Consider the following 18,243-nt stretch of genomic DNA (forward strand, 5'->3'; position numbering starts at 1 on the left):
GAAGGCTGCACCGGGCAGCCCCCCCCCTTATAGTCTGCGAAAGGAGATGAATATGTATGCAGTGGGCGAAGCGTCTGGACCATAGCGTTCAAAAAATCAATGCAGCGCTGATGGTTCTCGCCTGTATATTCCTCGGCATCCTAGTCGTTACCTGTATCATGATGGTTCTCACCCGCTTTATCCCGAATTTTACCCTGACCGGTCTGGAGGAAATTGCTCGATATGCTTTTATTTTCCTTACCTTCTTTGCAGCGGGTGCCGGAACTGGAAGTAACGCACACCCAGGTTTGACTCTTTTGCGTGACGCACTACCGAAAAAAGGCCGGTTTGCCTTGGATCTGATCGTTTATTTGCTAATCGCACTGTTTGGTGTTATTTTCATCGTTTGCGGTTATCAGGCTGCTATGGGCGTCAGCAAGCTAATTTCTACGTCTTGGCGCATTCCAATGCCGATTATCTATTTTTCAGCGGTGCTGGGCGGCATTTTTATTACTGGGAACACGATCAATAACGTGATCCAGCTAATCGTATGCGGCGATGACAAGCGCAGCACAGAAATCGAAGAAGTTCAGATTGTTGCTGCACAGCAGGCAGAAGGAGGGAAAAACAAATGACATCGGCTCTTATCCTGTTTGGTTTGTTGTTCCTCCTGCTTGCACTCTGTGTGCCGGTAGGATATGCCATTGGTTTGGCATGCTGCGGCCTTGCGTTATTTACCGGAACCTGCGACTTATCCATGATCCCGGCCAAGATGATTACCGGCAACGATTCCTTTATTTTTTTAGCGGTCCCGATGTTCACCTTTGCAGGATACCTGATGGAAGCCGGCAATATCACTGAGCGTCTGGTCGACTGGGTCAACAAGGTATTCGGCCGTCTTCCTGGCAGTATGGGTGCGGTCGCGATTATCACCTGTGCGATTTTCGCAGCATTAACCGGCTCGGGCGCTGCAACGACAGCAGCCGTTGGCGCTATCATGTTCCCGCTGATGATCAAGGCACAGTACAGCAAAGACGCATCTGCCGGTATTATCGCCTCCGGCGCGGTACTCGGCCCAGTTATTCCTCCCAGTATCCCGATGATTATTTACGGTTCTGCCATGGGCGTATCCATTTCGGACATGTTCCTTGGCGGCGTTATTCCTGGAGTTCTTATGGCAGGTTCTTTCCTGCTGTACAACACTTGGTATGCGATTAAGCATCAGTTACCACGCAGCACAACAAAATATTCTCTATACGACATTCTGAAAGCAACATGGCACAGCTTGGGCGTTCTGATGCTACCAGTTATTATTCTCGGAGGTATATATTCCGGCCTTTTCACCCCCACTGAAGCAGCTGCAGTTGCAATCGCTTATACTACAGCTCTAATGATCGCGTACGGCCGCTTCACTTTCAAGCGGTACCTGCAGGTTATGAAGCGTACAGCAAGCACAACCGGCGTTATTATGCTAATTGTTGCACTTTCCAACGCATTTTCTTTCCTGCTGACCAAGGAACGTATCCCGTCCAAACTGACATCGGCCGTTGTTCCCATGTTAGGTAATGCATACATTTATCTGGCAGTTGTAATCATTATATTCCTGATTGCAGGCGCACTAATGGATACTGCGCCAGCACTGCTTATTCTGGCGCCTATCCTGGTCCCTATCGGCGTAGAGTTCGGACTGAGCGAACTCCATCTCGGCGTATTGATGTGTATCGTTATGATCTGCGGCCTGATCACACCGCCATTCGGGCTGAACCTGTTTACAATATCGTCCACGTCGGGCGTATCTTTTGAACAGGCTACCAAGGGTGCAGCGCCTATGATTATATGTTGTGTTATCATCTGCATCCTGTGTGCCTATATCCCTGGTTTAATTACATTCCTGCCATCCCTTGTGGGCGGATGATTGCCCCATCCTTTCTATATTCCATCAACTGACAATAAGACTTGGAAAGAGGTTCTTTAATGTTTAATCTTCAAAAAATCACCGATAAAATCGCTGCCGGAAAGGTTCCGGTTGGCTCCCACGTTGGCTTTGACAGCCCGTTTCTTACCGAAGCTCTCGCAGGCTGCGGCTTCGATTTCATCTGGATCGATGCGGAGCATTCCGCCATCGACAAGAAAGATATCCAAAACCATCTGCTCGCATGCCGCGCAGCAGGTGTGGCCGGTATCGTCCGTGTCCCGTGGAACGATCATGTTTTTATCAAAAGCGTTCTCGACATGGGTGCAGACGGTATCATCGTGCCGATGGTGCGCTCGCTGGAGGAGGCCCGAACAGCCGCCGCAGCAACGCACTATCCTCCGAACGGTGTACGCGGCATGGGAACACGCCGTGCGGTCAACTACTCGATGTGGGACAAGGCAGAGTACACCGCCAATGAGGATAAGCACATCTGGACGATCGTGCAAATCGAGCATGTTGACGTGGTCAAGGATCTGGAGGCTATCGCGGCACTGCCCGGCATCTCTGGCTTTGTCATCGGCCCGAACGACTATGCCATGAGCATGAACACGCAGGAGCACCGCTATACAGCCGCTTCCCCTGAAGCCAAGTCTGAATTTGACAGGATCGGTGAAATCCTACGTAAGACCGGCAAGCCTTTCGGTGTTTCCGGCGCATACAGCGAACAGTTTGTCAAGGATTGGCTCGGCCGAGGTGCCAACTGGCTGTGCATGAACTTCGACTTTAACTACATCGTTAACGGCGGCAAGGCGGTCCTGAAAGGCACACATGAGACTCTGGACGCGCTTGGACAGGCCTATTGAGCCAGAACACAGCAAGGGGGCTCCGAAAATGGAATGTCTGACAAATGCACAGCTGGAAGCGCTGCGCGAATTTGACACCCCGACCATCTGCAACGCCATCGAAGGCTTCGGCGTGCGCGCCAAAACCACAGGCTATACCGATACCAGTCTGCGCCTGCGCGTCAGCATGGAGGATAAGCCGATGGTCGGCTATGCCCGAACGGGCATCATTTCCGCACGGTATCCGGCGGACACCCGGCACAATGAGGTGATGCGGGCATACTACAAGCAGTATGAAGGCTTCGATCAGCCGCAGGTCGCGGTGATTCAGGATCTCGACCCGCAGCCGGTCGGCTCGTTCTGGGGCGACGTGCAGGCGACCGTCCATCGGGCGCTCGGCTGCGTTGGTACGGTCACCTCGGGCGGCGTCCGCGATGTGGCGGAGGTCGCGAAGGTTGGCTTCTACCTGTTCTCCCGGGAGATCCTGATCTCCCACGCGTACATCCATATGGTCGAGGCCGGTGGAACGGTGGAGGTCTGCGGCATGGAGGTCCATCCCGGCGACCTGATCCACGCGGATTGTCATGGCGCGATCGTAATTCCTCACGAGATCGCCCCCCGTCTGGCCGCCGCGTGCCGGCAGGCGGTAGAGGCAGAGGACGCCCTTCTGCTCCCCTGCCGGAAAGCGCTGTCGGAGGGCCGCCGCGTCACTGCGGATGAAGTCATGGCATGGCGTGCGGAAATGACCCGCCGCCGCGCCGCAATCGGCAAGTAAAGGAGGCCGTATGTTTCAGGAACAAAAAATTAAGGAAATCGCCCGGCAGATCCGCCGCGATATCGTTACCATGATACACGCAGCCGGCTCCGGTCATCCGGGCGGCTCTCTTTCTGCCGCCGATCTGCTCGCGACGCTGTATTTCACGGACCAGTTCCGCTGCGACCCTTCCTCCCCGAATTGGGCAGAGCGCGACCGGTTCATCCTTTCCAAGGGGCATACCGCGCCGGTAATTTACAGTGTGCTCGCACGCCGTGGCTTTTTCCCTCCTGAGGAGCTGCTCACGCTGCGCCGCTTCGGCTCCCGCCTTCAGGGACACCCCAAAAAGGATGCGACGCCCGGCTTGGACTGTTCCTCCGGTTCGCTCGGTCAAGGGCTCAGCATTGCAAACGGTATTGCCTTTGCGTTGCAGCGGCGCGGTTCGGACGCGCGCGTCTACTGCCTGATGGGTGATGGAGAGCTACAGGAAGGCCAGGTATGGGAGGCAGCAATGTTTGCCCCCCAGCACGGGCTGGACAATATATGCGCCCTCGTCGACTACAACAACGTTCAGCTTGACGGCCGCGTCGATGAGATCAAGGAGGTACAGCCGCTCCGCGAAAAGTGGGAGGCTTTCCGCTGGAACGTGATAGAAACGGACGGGCACGACGTCAGCGCGATTTACTCCGCCTATCAGGCCGCACGCGCCTGTAAGGGCAGGCCGACCGTTATACTCGCCCAATGCGTAAAGGGCAAGGGCGTTTCCTATATGGAAAACAGCGCAAAATGGCATGGAACCGCGCCAAATGATGAAGAATATGCACAGGCGATGGCAGAGCTGGAGGTGGAAGCATGAAGGATACGCCTATGCGCGACGGATACGGCAAAGCGCTCCTTGAACTCAGCCGTCTGCATGAGGATGTGATGGTGCTGGATGCGGACGTGGCTAAATCCACCCGTTCGGAATGGGTCAAGCAGGAAAACCCCTCATACTTTTTGGATTGCGGCATTTCCGAACAGGATATGGTCGGCACAGCCGCCGGCATGGCCCTTGCCGGGCTTACCCCCTTTGTATCAACCTACGGCGTGTTCCTTGCGGGCCGCGCCTGGGATCAGATCCGCAACACCGTCTGCTATAACCACCTGAACGTTAAGCTCGCGGGGGCGCATGGCGGCATCTCGGTCGGGCCGGATGGTGCCACACATCAGGCGCTTGAGGACGTGGCGCTGATGCGCACTTTGCCGGGTATGACGGTTGTCGTCCCCTGCGACGCAATCGAGACCCGCAAGGCGACGCTTGCCCTGTATGACCACCCCGGGCCGTGCTTTATCCGCTTCGGCCGCGAAGCGGTCCCTGTCATAACGGATGAGGACACTCCTTTTGTACTCGGTAAAAACCGTCTGGTATGCGACGGCAGCGATATGGTATTCCTCGCAAACGGTTACCTTGTCCATCAGGCGATGCGGGCTGCGGAGCAGCTCTCTGCCGAAGGCATTTCTGCCCGCGTCGTCAACGTGCATACCGTCAAGCCTCTTGACCGTGAGGATGTCATCCGGCACGCCTCGGAAACCGGCGCTGTTGTTACCTGCGAGGAGCATCAGGTCATCGGTGGGCTGGGCAGCGCGGTATGCGAGACGCTTTCGGAGAGCGTCTGCGTACCGGTCGAGCGTATCGGCGTGCAGGACAGCTTTGGCGAATCCGGCACTCCGGAGGAGCTGATCGACAAGTACGGCCTCGGCGTAGATTCCCTGTGCGCAGCAGCGCGGCGGGCCGTGCAGCGCAAAACGTCCCGTTAAAAATTTCCCCTTAAGAACAGGAGTTGTCATGGATATCCATGCAAAACAAAGCCTTTCGCAAAAGCAAACCCTGTCCCACGCACAGGTACAATCTCTGAACGTGCTTGCCATGACCGGAGACGAACTCGAGCGGTTCCTCCAGCGCGAGCTGGAGGATAACCCGTTACTCGAACCGCCCGAATACACCGACAGCTCTTTTTCCGAACCATTTTCCCTTTCGGGACACGGCGCACCCTCCGAAGCTCCGGAACACGGAGACATCCCGCTCCCCGATCGTCCGTCCCTTCGCGACCATCTGCTCAGCCAACTCAACGAGCGCTCCATGTCGTCTGCCGAATGGGGCTGCATGCAGTTTTTGATTGATTCGCTCAGCGCGCAGGGTTTTCTGGACGTTTCCACACAAGAGGTTTCCCAACTCCTGCATCTGCATCCTGAGCAGGTATCGCGCTGCATGGCGCGTCTCCGCTCTCTGGAACCGCCAGGCATCGGCGCGCACGACATCGGCGACTGTCTGTTTCTGCAACTGGAGCGGCTGGGTCTCGGGAATACCGCCTTTGATACCTTGCTGCACTCCTACCTGGAGGATCTCGCAGCCGGGCGCTTTTCCAAAATCACACAGGAAGCCGGTATTTCCAAGCTTGTCCAGCGGCGCTGCCTGGAGGCGGTCCGCCATCTTGACCCGCATCCCGCCGCAGCCTTTACCGGTGGCCAGACGCAATACATCGTTCCGGATCTGGTGTGCAGCTACACCGATGGAGAATGGAATATACATATCAATGACCGCTGGATGGGTTCGGTTGGCATATCCACGCTGTATGACAGGCTGCTCCGTTCGGACGACCGGCCGGAGGTCAAGGCTTACTATGCCGAACGGCTCGCACAGGCCAAATTTGTGCTTACCTGCATCGAAAAACGCCGCGCAACCCTTACCGAAATCGCCAGCCGCGTTGTGGTCTGGCAAAGTGATTATCTGCTATATGGCAAGCCGCTGAAAACTCTTACCTTTCATCAGCTGGCGGCAGCGATGGGTGTGCATGAATCTACCGTCAGCCGCGGTGTGCGGGACAAATATATCCAGACCCCGCGTAAAACCCTGCCGCTGCGCGACCTGTTCACCGTGTCTCTTGATGCAGAACAGGGCATCAGTCAGGCGCAGGCTATGCAGGCATTGCGAAAGCTGATTGAGGAGGAAGATAAACACACGCCGCTGAGCGATCAGACGCTGATGGAACGGCTGAAGGCGGCGGGCATCCCGCTTGCCCGCCGCACAATTGCAAAATACCGTGAATCGCTTGGGATCCCATCCGCAGCCCAGCGAAAACGTTGAAAAGGAGTCCTGCCCTATGAAATTCCCTGTTGAAACCATCCGCACATTCGGAGAAGCCGTGTCGGTCAAGGCCGGTATGTCTCCGGAAAACGCGAAAATCTTTATCGATAATATGATCAATGCCGACCTGCGCAATGTGCGCTCGCACGGTATCACCAAATTCCGCGGTTATCTATCCCGCGTCGAGTACGGCGTATCTGATATCAGGGCCGAGCCGACTATCGTCCGAACCGCACCCGCCGCACTTGCTGTAGACGGGAACAACGGCATGGGTACCACGATCGCCTGGAAAGCGATGGAAGCCTGTATCGAAACCGCCCGTGAAAACGGCGTAGCCTTCGCCACAATTAAAAATGCTTCCCACCACGGCTTCGGCGGTTACTATGTCATGCATGCCGCCGAGCAGGGTATGATCGCTTTTGAGGTTTGCAACTCGCCCAAGCTGGTCGCCCCGTTCGGCGGCGCAAAGCCCCTGCTGGGCACAAACCCGATGTCGATCGCTATTCCCGCCGGCCGGCGCCCCATGCTGGTCTGCGACATGGCAACCAGTGTTGTGGCAAAAGGAAAAATCGCGCTGGCTATAAAGGAAGGCCGTTCGATCCCTGATACCTGGGCCTTGGATGCCGAGGGCCGCAAAACGACCGATCCCGTTGCGGCAAACACCGGCGTGCTTCTTCCTTTCGGGGGACCCAAGGGATATGCGCTTGCACTGATTATCGATGTGCTGTGCCACAGTCTTGCCGGTGCAAACGACAGCCAGCATATCCCGCGCGTATTTGAAAACCTGGAGGAACCTTCCAACATCGGCTATTGCATGTGCGTAATTGATATTAGCAAGTTCCTCCCACTCGCGGAGTTCCAGCAGAGCGTAGACGATCTGTTCGACAGTATCAAAGCCTGTCCGCCCGCCGAGGGTTCGACCGGCGTACTCATCCCTGGTGAAATCGAATATGCCGCAGCGCAAAAAAACAGGGAGGATGGTATCGAACTCTCCGAGCCAGTCCTAAAGGAGTTCCGCGAACTTTCTGAAAAATATCAGGTGGACTACCCATTTTAAGACCATATCACTTAACCTCTTTTTCAATATCGCGCGACAGCGCAAAGCAAAGGGTACCGCAAACGCGGTACCCTTTGCTTTGCGCTTTTAACCAATTCTATCTTACCTTTGATACGGAATCGTAACGCTACGAAAAGCAAAATTGAATTTTTATAGTTTATAGTGGAATAATTTCCTTACCACGGGAAATAAAAGCTTTTTCCCCCAGTCACGCTCTCATATATCCTGAAGCGCTTACCCTTTTCCGATGTTTCGATTGCTATTCTTCCTGTTTTCGTTCTTCCACGTTCTTTGTGACCACCACGTCGCTCTCCAGGCCGCAGACATGCCGGCACACCACCGTCCCCGCCTTAACGGGCGCCCGCAGCGTGATCTGCCTGATTTGCTCCATCACCGGAAAGATCATCTCCTTGGGGATAGGTGCGGTCAGTCTCACACTCGCAAGCGGCAGGACGCCATTTTCCACCAGAATCGAACTCGCAATCGTCCGCTTAGGAGCAGTCAACTCCTGCCGCACATACTGTTCCCCTTTCGGGCAGGTGTGTCCCACGACCGACAAAATTTTTCCATTGTCCCATTCAGCCTCGATCTCACAGCCGTTCGGGCAAATGATACAAGTATACTGTTTTTTCATTCCACTGACACCTCCAGCGCGCCTATCCGGCGCAGGTTTCCCGCTTTAACCGCAAGCTGGACCATCTCTGCGGGGATCGCCTTTTTCATACGTTTCGACACGACCTCACGCCCGTCCTGCCGCACGACCAGGCGGCAGTCCCGATAATGCCCTGTCACGCGCAGCGAAAGTGTGAAATCCGCCGTTCCACTCACCCGCTGCGGCACGGTATGTCCCACTCCACGGCCGGCTTCGACCGCCAGGTTGCAGGGTACGGGCGGAGTTCCCGCGACATACGCCGCCACGCTACGCGCCAGCGTCTCCGCTTCCAGCGACACAAAATCGACCAGGTCATGCACATGTAACACGTTACCCGCTGAAAAGATCCCCGGCACGCTGGTCTGCAGCGCTTCATCCACGGCTGCTCCGTTCGTGCGAGGATCTATTACAATACCCGCGCCCTCCAGAAGTTGATTCTCTGGGATCAATCCGACCGACAGAATTAGCGTATCGCATGTATACTCCTGTTCTGTGCCTGGGATCGGGCGTCTGTCCACGTCAACTTCAGCTACCGTGACACCGGTCAACCGCGTCCGGCCGTGGATCTCCGTGACTGTATGGCTGAGATACAGCGGGATGTCGTAATCGTCCAAGCATTGCACGATATTGCGCGGCAGGCCGCTCGGATGCGGCAGCAGCTCGAATACTGCCTGCACATGCGCACCTTCCAGCGTCAGTCGGCGCGCCATGATCATGCCAATATCACCTGAGCCAAGAATAACGACCTCCCTGCCCGGCATGCGGTTATACAGGTTCATGTACGCCTGTGCCGACCCTGCGGTGAACACGCCGGAAGGGCGCTCGCCTGGTATGCCAAGCGAGCCGCGACTACGCTCCTTGCACCCCATGGCAAGCACGACCGCTTTGGCCTCATATTGCCGAAGCCCGCTGCGTGTAGCCGCAGTAACCTTCCGGTCACATGTCAGCTCCAGTACGGCCGCTCCAGTCTCATACGGGATGCCGCGCGCCTGAACCTCGTCGATAAACGCCTGCGCGTATTCGGGTCCGGACAGGCTTTCCCCGAACCGCCCCAGTCCAAAGCCATCATGGATGCACTGCCGCAGAATACCGCCAAGTCTGTCCTCACGCTCCAGTATTACCATATCCCGCACGCCCTGCTTATGCAGCTCGACTGCCGCCGCTAATCCGGCGGGGCCGCCGCCTATGATTACAACCTCTTTCCGTTCCATTTATCACGCCTCCCCTCTCATATTGCCGGTCAGCACCCACGAGCCTTTCCGGCTGTAGCAGACCTCCTGCGGCCTGCAACCCAGCTCCTGCTCAATCATCTGCTCGATCTTCATTTGGCAGAAGCCGCCCTGACAGCCGCCCATCATGGCACGGGTGCGGTACTTGATACCCGTCATAGTTACAACGCCCAGCGGGTTGTGAATCGCTGCAAGGAGTTCGGCTTTGGTAACCCCCTCACAACCGCACACCAGTTCACCATAATCCTGATCGCTGGCGATCAGGCGCGCCTGCTCCGCAGGAGTGCAGTCCGCGAACCGGACGATTCCCTTTCGACAAGGGTTAAACGCCGGATTTTCCGCAAACGCCTCGCGCTCGCGCATCAGTTCAACGACATATTGTGCGATCGGCACGGATGCAGTCAGGCCGGGCGATTCGATCCCCACCAGGTTGACCGCTTGCGGCGCAATATCGTCCCTGATCTCGATTTTGTAGTCCTGTACCGTACCGTTCTCATCCACCAGCTTAGGCTGGATGCCGGCGAACGTGCGAATCTGATCCTTTTTGTGGATATGCGGCCACAGCACCGTACCACTGGCGGCCAGCTCCTCTATATTCTTCTGTGGGACAGTGTAGTCATCAAGCTTATCCGTATTCTCGGCATCTGGCCCAACCGTAACGTTCCCGTCCACTGTCGGCGTCACATGGATTCCCATGTAGACGTTATTCGGTACCGGATAAACCGGCATAGGCAGCAGTCTCCCCATCCGCTTATGCAGGATAATATAATTGCTGCGCGAACCAACCACGCGGTAACCCGTAATTCCCAGCATATCGGATATCCGTTTGCAGCCCAGCCCCGCAGCATTGACCACCCAACGTGTCCGGAAATCTCCCTTACCGGTCTGCAGGACATAGACGTCTGTTTCTCTGTGGATGCCGGTCACCTCGTGATCGAAAAAGTAGGATACCCCGTTAGCATGAGCGTTTTCCGCCAGCGCAATCGTATACAAAAACGGGTCCATGATACCACTGTTTTTCGACCACATTGCAAATTTTCCCACAACCGCCGGCACCAGCTCATGCAGACGCGCCTCGTCTACCAGTTCCAGTCCGTCCATACCGTTTATCGCACCTTGCTCCATCGTGCGCTGGAGCTGTTCCATATCCGCCGGTGTATTACCGACCAGCACCTTGCCACACCGCTTAAAAGGAAAATCCAGTTCTGCCGCCAGCTTATCCATCATCTTATTTCCTGATACGCAGAAGCGCGCCTTCAGGCTCCCGACCGGATTGGCGAAGCCGCCGTGTACCACAGCGGAATTGCGTCCGCTCGTCTCATTGCATACATCCAGATTTTTTTCCAGTACCGCTATACGCAGCCGGTATCGGGAAAGCTCCCTCGCAATCGCACTCCCGACAACGCCTGCGCCAATCACAATTACATCATATTGCTCTTGCATAGTATTCGCCTCACACACAACGAATGTTATATATTTCATTGATTAAAATATATAACATTCGTTTTCATTTGTCAAGCACTTATTGAAAAAAAATAAAGCCACCGTATCCGGTGGGAAACACTCCGGCACAGCGGCTTCTGTCTCATCTATTTTCAACCTTAAAATATTTAGGGAATGCCGCGCGGATGGCTGCGATATTCTCCGTATAGCGGTTCATGTGCTGGTCCGCTATCATGCGAGCATGTGCTTCATCACGCGCTTCCACGGCTCGTATCAGATTTTCGTGATCCTGTAGGATCATCTGCGCCGGCCGGCAGCGGAAGCTGAGGATAGTAGTCCTGTCAAAATGCGGCGCAATGCTTTCTACCAGTTCATACCAGTGTCTCCGTCCACACAGATGGTAGAGCATACTGTGAAACTGCTTGTCCAGCAGGAATATCTTATCCTCCTGCTTCCGCTTGATATAAAGCTGCCACAGTGCGATATTTTCCCACAGCCGGTCAATATCCTGTGCGGAAAGCAGACGGCATGCCATCCCTGCAATCTCTGCCTCAAGTACACTGCGCAGGTGCCGCACTTCCTCAACCAACTCCGCGTCGATATAAGCGACATAGGTACCGATTTTCGGGCGGATATCGATCAGCTTACGCTGTGCCAGCTCCAGCTCCGCTTCGCGGAACGGCGTGCGGCTGACGCCCAGCTTTTCGCACAGCTCCTGCTCGATCAGTTTTTCCCCCGGCTCCAGTCCTGTGTTGACGATATTGTCCACCAATACGCGAACGACATATTCCTTTGCCGACTCGCGCTCCTTCCTCTCTGGTATCGTTATCACCTTGTCTTGCTCCCCCTCCAGATCAATGATATTCTGCTTTTTATTATACGACAGTTCATCAGCCCGCGTCAATTTGCCATCCAGTCAGCTTTGTCTGTTCGGCAACAATTTCATGCTTCCCGCATCCCGCCGGCATGGTTTTTAGTAAAGAAATTTTTTCCAGTTTCTTTTTCGCTGATTTAACGCTTGCAACCTTTCCCCGCATTGGATATAATGAAAGCAACTTATTTTACTAAAAACAGGGGATCGAGATGTCAACGCTTAAAGAATTAGCTGAATACACCGGTTTTTCCATCACAACCATCTCCCGTGTGCTCAATAACGACCCGACCATGAGCGTCAGCGACGCCACCCGCGCCAAGATCCTGGAGGCCGCGGGCAAGCTGCATTACCGCTCCTCCACCCGCCCGCGCCGGATCCGGACGGGCGCGCCCTCCTCGCTGCGCATCGCCATCGCGGAGATGCTCTCTCCGGCGGAGCAGTTGGTGGATCCTTATTACCTCTATCTCAAAAACTACGCAGAGCAGCGCTGCTGCGACTGCGGCTATTCGGTCATCCACCTGTCCGAGCAGGCCGGTGCCTATCGCGCGCCCGTCCCCACCTCGTTTGACGGCCTGTTGGCCATCGGCATTTTTTCCGAGGCGCAGATACAAAACCTGTCCGCCCTGTCGTCCAACCTTGTGTTCCTGGATTCCGCACCGGATGAGCTGAAGTTCCCCTCGGTCGTGCTGAATTTCCAGTTAGGGGTGGAGCAGGCGCTCGATTACCTGCTCGCACGTGGCCACCGGTATATCGGCTTCCTGGGTCCGGACCGCAAGCTCGATCAGAAGAAACGTCCCGCGCCCGAGGTGCGCCGCCAGTTTTTCATCGATTATATGACGCGCAAGGGTCTGTTCGACCCCGCATTCCTGTTTGAAGCGAAAATGACTTCCTCGGACGCCCGCGCCGCGTTGTCCGCCCGCATTCAGTCCGGCGGCGCTTTGCCGACCGCCCTGCTGGCCGCCAACGAGGAAGCCGCAATCGGCGCGTGCGCCGCGCTGCGGGAAAACGACCTGCACGTTCCGCGCGATATGTCCATCATCAGCTTTAACGACACCCCGCTCTCCACCCTCACCGACCCGCCGCTCACCAGCGTCAGCACCCATGTCGCCGCCATGAGCGCCACGGCGGTCGACCTGCTTGCACGCAGCCGCCGCGATGCGGACGCACTGCCTGTAAAAATCGTTGTCCCCCCCTCGCTGATCGAGCGGGAAAGCGTATACGCCCCCATTCGCTGATCCCAGGCGGCCGGTCTACCAGACCGGCCGCTTTTTTACCCAAAACGTCCCCTGGATTTTTGTTCATATTTTTAGTAAAACAATACTTGAAGTTTTACTAAAAATTGAGTATGCTTAAATCACCAGGATATCATCCTGAAATTGCGATCAAAAAGGAGATGAGCCGTATGGAAGAGCAATCGATCCTTCTTCAGGCGATCGACAGCGGCGCGCTCGACGCCCGTCTGTCCGATGTCTGCGGCTGCGGCGCCGAGGGACTTGCACACAAACGCGCCCGCCTGTCCGGCCTGTTGCACAATTACGGCGCTGCTTTCGGCAAAGAGGGACGGGTCGGTCTGTTTTCCGGCCCGGGCCGCACCGAGCTGGGCGGCAACCACACCGACCACCAGCACGGCTGCGTGCTGGCCGCTGCAATCGATCTGGACGCGCTCGCCTGCGCCGGCCCCAACGGCAGCATGACCGCGCGCATCCGCTCGACGGGCTATCCCGACATTGACATTGACCTGACCATGCTCGCGCCACAGCCTGCGGAAGCGGGTACCTCGGCCGCGCTGGTACGCGGAATCGCCAGCCGCTTCATTTTCCTCGGGTATCCGGTGCGCGGCTTCAACGCCTGCATCGATTCCGTTGTTCTCGGCGGCTCGGGCCTGTCCTCCTCGGCGGCGTATGAAGTGCTGATCGGCGTGATCCTCAACCATCTGTTCTGCGGGGACGCGGTCAGCCTGGTCCAGATTGCGCAAATCGGCCAGTATGCGGAAAACACGTTTTTCGGCAAGCCCTGCGGCCTGATGGACCAGCTCGCCAGCGCGGTCGGCGGCATTGTGTCCATCGATTTCCAGAACCCCGCGTCGCCTGCGGTCCGCAAGCTGGATTACGACCTGCTCTCTTCCGGCCATGCGCTCTGCATCATTGATTCCGGCGCGGACCACGCGGACCTGACCGACGAATACGCCGCAATCCCCGCGGAGATGGGCGCGGCCGCCGCATGCTTCGGCAAGTCCGTGCTGCGCGACGTGGACTACCATGAATTCTGGAACAACCTCGCCCTTGTCCGCCGACAGGCCGGTGACCGCGCTGCGCTGCGCGCCATGCACTTCTTTATGGATAACCTGACCGCCGTCAAGCAGGCGCAGGCGCTCGAAAGCGACGATTTCTTCCGCTTCCTCTCCCTTGTGAACCAATCCGGCATCTCCTCCGGCCTGCTGCTGCAGAACCTCTACTGCACGGCCCGTCCGCAGGAGCAGGCAGTATGCGTCACCATCGCGCTCGCCAAGCAGCTTCTCGCTGGGGAGGGCGCGGCCCGCGTCCACGGGGGCGGCTTTGCCGGTACCGTGCAGGCCTTTGTGCCGAACGGCAGGAAGGAGCAGTTCCGCGCCGGCATGGAGGCTGTGCTGGGGAAGGGCTGCTGCCACTTCCTGCACATCCGTCCGGAGGGCGGCGCCGTGATTGCGTAACGGCGTCCGGAGCGTTCCCCATATCTAACTTACTGGGAGGGTATTTTATGTCTATTCTTGTTCTGGGCGGCGCGGGCTATATCGGCTCGCACACCGCGCGCGCGCTGGTTGAGGCCGGACGCGAAGTGGTTGTCGCGGATAACCTGGAAACCGGCTTCCGCGCCGCGGTTCCCGCGGGCGCGCGCTTTTACGAGGGCGATATCCGCGACCGCGCCTTTGTCGACCGCCTGTTTGAAAACGAGCGGATCGAGGGCGTGATCCACTTCGCCGCCAATTCCCAGGTCGGCGAAAGCATGGCAAAGCCGCTCAAGTATTACGACAACAACCTGTGCGGCACCAAAACGCTGCTCGAAAGCATGGTCGCCCACGGCGTGCTCACTATCGTCTTTTCTTCCACCGCCGCGACCTACGGTGAACCCGAACGCGTTCCGATCCTGGAAACCGACCGCACCGAGCCGACCAACTGCTACGGCGAGACCAAGCTCTCGATGGAAAAAATGATGAAATGGGTTTCGGCCGCGCATGGCCTGCGCTTTGTCGCGCTGCGCTATTTCAACGCCTGCGGCGCGCAGCCGGACGCTTCGATCGGCGAAGCGCACAATCCGGAAACCCATCTCCTTCCGCTCATCCTGCAGGTGCCGAACGGCCAGCGCGAGGCCATCTCGATCTTCGGCGACGATTACCCCACGCCGGACGGAACCTGCATCCGCGACTATATCCACGTCTGTGATCTCGCACAGGCGCACATCCTTGCGCTCGACTATCTGCTTGCGGGACGGGAAAACAACGTGTTCAATCTGGGCAACGGCGTCGGCTTTTCGGTCAGGGAGGTCATCGAGGAGGCTCGCCGTGTGACCGGCCACCCAATCCCCGCGCGGGTGGAGGCTCGCCGCGCGGGCGACCCCGCCCAGTTGATCGCCTCGAGCGAAAAAGCCAAGGCCGTGCTCGGCTGGAAGCCGCAGTACAACGACCTGCATACCATCATCCAGACCGCGTGGGATTGGCACAAGGCCCACCCGCATGGCTACGGAGCGTAAGGAGGCGCGGCTATGATCGATAACGCAGTGGCGCAGCTCGTCCGCTATGCCGAGCAAACCGGCCTGATAGCGCCTGAGGACCATGTCTGGGCGGTTAACAGCCTGCTGGAAATGCTGCGGCTGGACAGCTATACGGAACCCGCCCTCTCCGACACGCCCATCGACCTGCCCGCCGTGCTGGACGCGCTGCTGGACGACGCGCACGCCCGCGGCGTGCTGGAAAACAACTCCATCGTCTACCGCGACCTGTTCGACACCGCGCTGATGGGCCGCCTGACCCCGCCGCCGCGCGAGGTCGCCGCGCGCTTCCGCGCGCTGTATGACGAAAGCCCGTCCCGCGCGACCGACTGGTATTACCAGTTCAGCCAAGACACCAATTATATCCGGCGCGACCGCATCGCAAAGGATATGCAATGGAAAGCGCCCACCGAATATGGCGAGCTGGATATCACGATCAACCTGTCCAAGCCGGAGAAAGACCCCAAGGCCATCGCCGCCGCGCGCGACCTGCCCGCCTCGGCCTATCCCAAATGTCAGCTATGTGCGGAAAACGAGGGCTATGCGGGCCGCGTCAATCACCCCGCGCGGCAGAACCACCGGATCATCCCTATCACGATCGACGGCCAGCCGTGGTTCCTGCAGTATTCCCCCTATGTGTATTATAACGAGCACTGCATCTGCCTGAACGCAGCGCATACGCCCATGAAGATCGACCACGCCTGTTTCCGCAAGCTACTCGACTTTGTCGGCCAGTTCCCGCACTATTTTGTCGGCTCGAACGCCGACCTGCCCATCGTGGGCGGGTCGATCCTCGCGCACGACCACTTTCAGGGCGGGCGCTATGAATTCGCCATGGCCAAGGCGCCGGTCGAGACCGCGCTGGCTTTCCCCGGCTTTGCCGATATCCGCGCTGGTATCGTCAAGTGGCCGATGTCGGTCATCCGTCTGACGGGTGGCGACCCCGCGCGCCTTGCCGCGCTGGCCGACCGTATTCTGGCCGCGTGGCGCGGCTACACGGACAAGGACACGATGATCCTTGCCGAGACCGAGGGCGTGCCACACAACACGATCACCCCGATCGCGCGGCGGCGCGGCGCGGATTATGAGCTGGACCTGGTACTGCGCAACAACCTGACCACCGCGGAGCATCCGCTCGGCCTGTACCACCCTCACGCCGAGCTGCACCACATCAAAAAGGAAAATATCGGCCTGATCGAAGTGATGGGCCTCGCCGTGCTGCCCGCGCGGCTCAAAACCGAGCTGACGGCGCTGGGCGAAGCGCTCGCGGCGGGCCGTGACCTGCGCGCCGACCCGCTGACCGCGTCCCACGCGGACTGGGCGGAGGGCTTCGCCCCGCGCTATACCATCACCGCGGACAACGCCATGCAGATTATCCAAAAGGAAGTCGGCCTCGTGTTTGCAACCGTGCTGGAGCACGCGGGCGTGTACAAGCGTACCGCCGAGGGACGGGCCGCGTTCCTGCGGTTCGCGGAAAGTGTGAAGTGACATGGATATCCGCTGCACCCCATTCGGAACCACCCATGACGGGCGGCCGGTCGAGCGCTATACGCTGACGGACGGCGCGTTCTCGGCCGCTGTCCTGACGCTCGGCGGCGTCCTGCAGTCGCTCATCGTGCCTGACCGGAACGGCGTCCCGACCGACGTAGTCCTTGGCTTCGACACGGCCGCGGACTACCAGGCGCAGGACTGCTACATCGGCGCGCTGCTCGGCCGCTGCGCCAACCGCATCGCGGAGGGGCGCGTCACCCTTGGCGGCAGGCAGTACCAGCTCGCCTGCAACGACAGCGGCGTCAACCATCTGCACGGCGGCACGGCCGGCTTCGACCGGCGCATCTGGCGCGCCTCCGTCCTGTCGGACGGCCTGCTGCTGCGCTATGACAGCCCCGCTGGAGAGGAAAACTATCCCGGCCGGCTGCGCGCAAGCGTCGCGTATCGTCTGTCCGGCGGCACGCTGTCTATCGCATATACGGCGGAAAGCGACGCGGATACCCTCTGCAATTTGTCGAACCACAGCTATTTCAACCTGGGCGGGCATGCCTCCGGCGAAGTGGGCGCACAGACCGTTTGCGTCCACGCGGAGCGCTTCACCCCGCTCGGCGGGACCGGCGCGCCCACGGGCGAGATCGCTCCGGTCGCCGGCACGGCGCTCGACCTGCGTCAGCCCGCCCCGCTCGGCGCGGGCTGGGACAGCGCCTGCCCGCAGATCGCGCGCGCGGGCGGCTACGACCACAATTATATCATCGATGGCACGGGACTGCGGCCGTTTGCCGAGGCATACTGCCCCGCGACCGGCATCGCGCTCTCCGTGCGTTCCGATATGCCCGGCATGCAGCTTTATTCGGGCAATTACCTGCGCGCGGACCTACCCGTTGGGAAAGGCGGCGTGCGGTACGGCCGGCGTCATGGCTTCTGCCTGGAAACCCAGTTCTGGCCGAACGCGCCCGCCCTGCCGCATTTCCCGCAGCCCGTCCTCCGCGCGGGCGGGGAATACCGGCGCCTCACGCAATTCTGCTTTTCTTCCCATTGTTAACGCCCTCTGCGGAAAACCGCCGGAAACAGGCTAACGCTTGCTTTCGGCGGTTTTCTATAGACAAGCGGCCGCAAACCCGCTAAACTAAAAGCAACCC

At 58.2% G+C, this 18,243-nt stretch carries 17 protein-coding genes; 13 read left to right on the forward strand and 4 right to left on the reverse strand.

Translation table 11 applies throughout. The annotated features are described in order from the left end of the window. Positions 1 to 56: 56 nt before the first annotated feature. Genes H8S45_RS10175 through H8S45_RS10210 form a run of 8 tightly spaced genes read left to right on the forward strand, consistent with a single transcriptional unit; the run spans position 57 to position 7,671 of the window. A complete protein-coding gene (locus tag H8S45_RS10175) occupies positions 57 to 614 on the forward strand; it encodes a TRAP transporter small permease (RefSeq protein ID WP_054327839.1) in 558 nt (185 codons plus the stop codon). Next, positions 611 to 1,894, forward strand: coding sequence for a TRAP transporter large permease (locus H8S45_RS10180; protein WP_054327838.1), 1,284 nt, complete (start codon positions 611 to 613; stop codon positions 1,892 to 1,894). The genes H8S45_RS10175 and H8S45_RS10180 overlap by 4 nt, the downstream gene beginning before the upstream one ends. A gap of 59 nt (positions 1,895 to 1,953) precedes the next feature. After that, positions 1,954 to 2,757, forward strand: coding sequence for an HpcH/HpaI aldolase family protein (locus H8S45_RS10185; protein ID WP_107631567.1), 804 nt, complete (start codon positions 1,954 to 1,956; stop codon positions 2,755 to 2,757). A 28-nt stretch (positions 2,758 to 2,785) separates the two neighbouring features. After that, positions 2,786 to 3,511, forward strand: a complete 726-nt coding sequence (locus tag H8S45_RS10190; RefSeq protein ID WP_054327835.1) for an RraA family protein — start codon at positions 2,786 to 2,788, stop codon at positions 3,509 to 3,511. A 10-nt stretch (positions 3,512 to 3,521) separates the two neighbouring features. After that, positions 3,522 to 4,346 carry a transketolase gene (locus tag H8S45_RS10195; RefSeq protein WP_054327834.1) on the forward strand — a complete coding sequence of 275 codons (825 nt, stop codon included), beginning with the start codon at positions 3,522 to 3,524 and terminating at the stop codon, positions 4,344 to 4,346. After that, positions 4,343 to 5,287 (forward strand): transketolase family protein, encoded by a 945-nt coding sequence (locus H8S45_RS10200; RefSeq protein WP_054327833.1) that lies wholly within the window; start codon positions 4,343 to 4,345, stop codon positions 5,285 to 5,287. Before H8S45_RS10195 ends, H8S45_RS10200 begins: the two co-directional genes overlap by 4 nt. Before the next feature lie 28 nt (positions 5,288 to 5,315). After that, the gene (rpoN, locus tag H8S45_RS10205; RefSeq protein WP_186950025.1) at positions 5,316 to 6,614 is read left to right on the forward strand and encodes an RNA polymerase factor sigma-54; all 1,299 of its coding nucleotides are present in this window, start codon (positions 5,316 to 5,318) and stop codon (positions 6,612 to 6,614) included. Positions 6,615 to 6,630: 16 nt separating this feature from the next. Next, on the forward strand, positions 6,631 to 7,671 hold the full coding sequence (locus H8S45_RS10210; protein WP_186950027.1) for an Ldh family oxidoreductase: 1,041 nt from the start codon (positions 6,631 to 6,633) through the stop codon (positions 7,669 to 7,671). 259 nt (positions 7,672 to 7,930) lie between these two features. On the opposite strand, the gene H8S45_RS10215 is transcribed toward H8S45_RS10210, so the two are convergent. The 4 genes from H8S45_RS10215 to H8S45_RS10230 all read right to left on the reverse strand — a co-directional run bounded on the left by H8S45_RS10215 (position 7,931) and on the right by H8S45_RS10230 (position 11,899). Continuing rightward, a complete protein-coding gene (locus H8S45_RS10215; RefSeq protein WP_107631564.1) occupies positions 7,931 to 8,305 on the reverse strand; it encodes a DUF1667 domain-containing protein in 375 nt (124 codons plus the stop codon). Further along, entirely contained in the window at positions 8,302 to 9,534 is a 1,233-nt protein-coding gene (locus tag H8S45_RS10220) for an NAD(P)/FAD-dependent oxidoreductase (protein WP_054327829.1), read from the reverse strand. Before H8S45_RS10220 ends, H8S45_RS10215 begins: the two co-directional genes overlap by 4 nt. 3 nt (positions 9,535 to 9,537) lie before the next feature. Beyond that, on the reverse strand, positions 9,538 to 10,995 hold the full coding sequence (locus tag H8S45_RS10225; RefSeq protein WP_107631563.1) for an NAD(P)/FAD-dependent oxidoreductase: 1,458 nt from the start codon (positions 10,993 to 10,995) through the stop codon (positions 9,538 to 9,540). A 142-nt stretch (positions 10,996 to 11,137) separates the two neighbouring features. Continuing rightward, the gene (locus H8S45_RS10230; protein WP_242977904.1) at positions 11,138 to 11,899 is read right to left on the reverse strand and encodes a GntR family transcriptional regulator; all 762 of its coding nucleotides are present in this window, start codon (positions 11,897 to 11,899) and stop codon (positions 11,138 to 11,140) included. 179 nt (positions 11,900 to 12,078) lie between these two features. Here H8S45_RS10230 and H8S45_RS10235 point away from each other — a divergent pair, with 179 nt between their 5' ends. The 5 genes from H8S45_RS10235 to H8S45_RS10255 all read left to right on the forward strand — a co-directional run bounded on the left by H8S45_RS10235 (position 12,079) and on the right by H8S45_RS10255 (position 18,146). Then, positions 12,079 to 13,104 (forward strand): LacI family DNA-binding transcriptional regulator, encoded by a 1,026-nt coding sequence (locus tag H8S45_RS10235; RefSeq protein WP_054327828.1) that lies wholly within the window; start codon positions 12,079 to 12,081, stop codon positions 13,102 to 13,104. A 167-nt stretch (positions 13,105 to 13,271) separates the two neighbouring features. Then, positions 13,272 to 14,558: a galactokinase gene (locus tag H8S45_RS10240; protein WP_054327827.1), complete on the forward strand. Its 1,287-nt coding sequence runs from the start codon at positions 13,272 to 13,274 to the stop codon at positions 14,556 to 14,558. A 47-nt stretch (positions 14,559 to 14,605) separates the two neighbouring features. Further along, positions 14,606 to 15,595 (forward strand): UDP-glucose 4-epimerase GalE, encoded by a 990-nt coding sequence (gene galE, locus H8S45_RS10245; protein WP_054327826.1) that lies wholly within the window; start codon positions 14,606 to 14,608, stop codon positions 15,593 to 15,595. A gap of 12 nt (positions 15,596 to 15,607) precedes the next feature. Next, the gene (gene galT / locus H8S45_RS10250) at positions 15,608 to 17,101 is read left to right on the forward strand and encodes a UDP-glucose--hexose-1-phosphate uridylyltransferase (protein WP_054327825.1); all 1,494 of its coding nucleotides are present in this window, start codon (positions 15,608 to 15,610) and stop codon (positions 17,099 to 17,101) included. 1 nt (position 17,102) lies between these two features. Beyond that, positions 17,103 to 18,146 (forward strand): aldose epimerase family protein, encoded by a 1,044-nt coding sequence (locus H8S45_RS10255; protein ID WP_054327824.1) that lies wholly within the window; start codon positions 17,103 to 17,105, stop codon positions 18,144 to 18,146. Positions 18,147 to 18,243: the final 97 nt, after the last annotated feature.

The sequence above is a fragment of the Agathobaculum faecis genome (assembly GCF_014287995.1).
In the GTDB taxonomy this organism is placed as follows: domain Bacteria; phylum Bacillota; class Clostridia; order Oscillospirales; family Butyricicoccaceae; genus Agathobaculum; species Agathobaculum ammoniilyticum.

Excerpts from the sequence above, each read along its gene's own strand:
- H8S45_RS10175 (WP_054327839.1), top strand. The coding sequence starts at position 57 with ATGCAGTGGGCGAAGCGTCTGGACCATAGCGTTCAAAAAATCAATGCA.
- H8S45_RS10180 (WP_054327838.1), top strand. The coding sequence starts at position 611 with ATGACATCGGCTCTTATCCTGTTTGGTTTGTTGTTCCTCCTGCTTGCA.
- H8S45_RS10185 (WP_107631567.1), top strand. The coding sequence starts at position 1,954 with ATGTTTAATCTTCAAAAAATCACCGATAAAATCGCTGCCGGAAAGGTT.
- H8S45_RS10190 (WP_054327835.1), top strand. The coding sequence starts at position 2,786 with ATGGAATGTCTGACAAATGCACAGCTGGAAGCGCTGCGCGAATTTGAC.
- H8S45_RS10195 (WP_054327834.1), top strand. The coding sequence starts at position 3,522 with ATGTTTCAGGAACAAAAAATTAAGGAAATCGCCCGGCAGATCCGCCGC.
- H8S45_RS10200 (WP_054327833.1), top strand. The coding sequence starts at position 4,343 with ATGAAGGATACGCCTATGCGCGACGGATACGGCAAAGCGCTCCTTGAA.
- rpoN (WP_186950025.1), top strand. The coding sequence starts at position 5,316 with ATGGATATCCATGCAAAACAAAGCCTTTCGCAAAAGCAAACCCTGTCC.
- H8S45_RS10210 (WP_186950027.1), top strand. The coding sequence starts at position 6,631 with ATGAAATTCCCTGTTGAAACCATCCGCACATTCGGAGAAGCCGTGTCG.
- H8S45_RS10215 (WP_107631564.1), bottom strand. The coding sequence starts at position 8,305 with ATGAAAAAACAGTATACTTGTATCATTTGCCCGAACGGCTGTGAGATC.
- H8S45_RS10220 (WP_054327829.1), bottom strand. The coding sequence starts at position 9,534 with ATGGAACGGAAAGAGGTTGTAATCATAGGCGGCGGCCCCGCCGGATTA.
- H8S45_RS10225 (WP_107631563.1), bottom strand. The coding sequence starts at position 10,995 with ATGCAAGAGCAATATGATGTAATTGTGATTGGCGCAGGCGTTGTCGGG.
- H8S45_RS10235 (WP_054327828.1), top strand. The coding sequence starts at position 12,079 with ATGTCAACGCTTAAAGAATTAGCTGAATACACCGGTTTTTCCATCACA.
- H8S45_RS10240 (WP_054327827.1), top strand. The coding sequence starts at position 13,272 with ATGGAAGAGCAATCGATCCTTCTTCAGGCGATCGACAGCGGCGCGCTC.
- galE (WP_054327826.1), top strand. The coding sequence starts at position 14,606 with ATGTCTATTCTTGTTCTGGGCGGCGCGGGCTATATCGGCTCGCACACC.
- galT (WP_054327825.1), top strand. The coding sequence starts at position 15,608 with ATGATCGATAACGCAGTGGCGCAGCTCGTCCGCTATGCCGAGCAAACC.
- H8S45_RS10255 (WP_054327824.1), top strand. The coding sequence starts at position 17,103 with ATGGATATCCGCTGCACCCCATTCGGAACCACCCATGACGGGCGGCCG.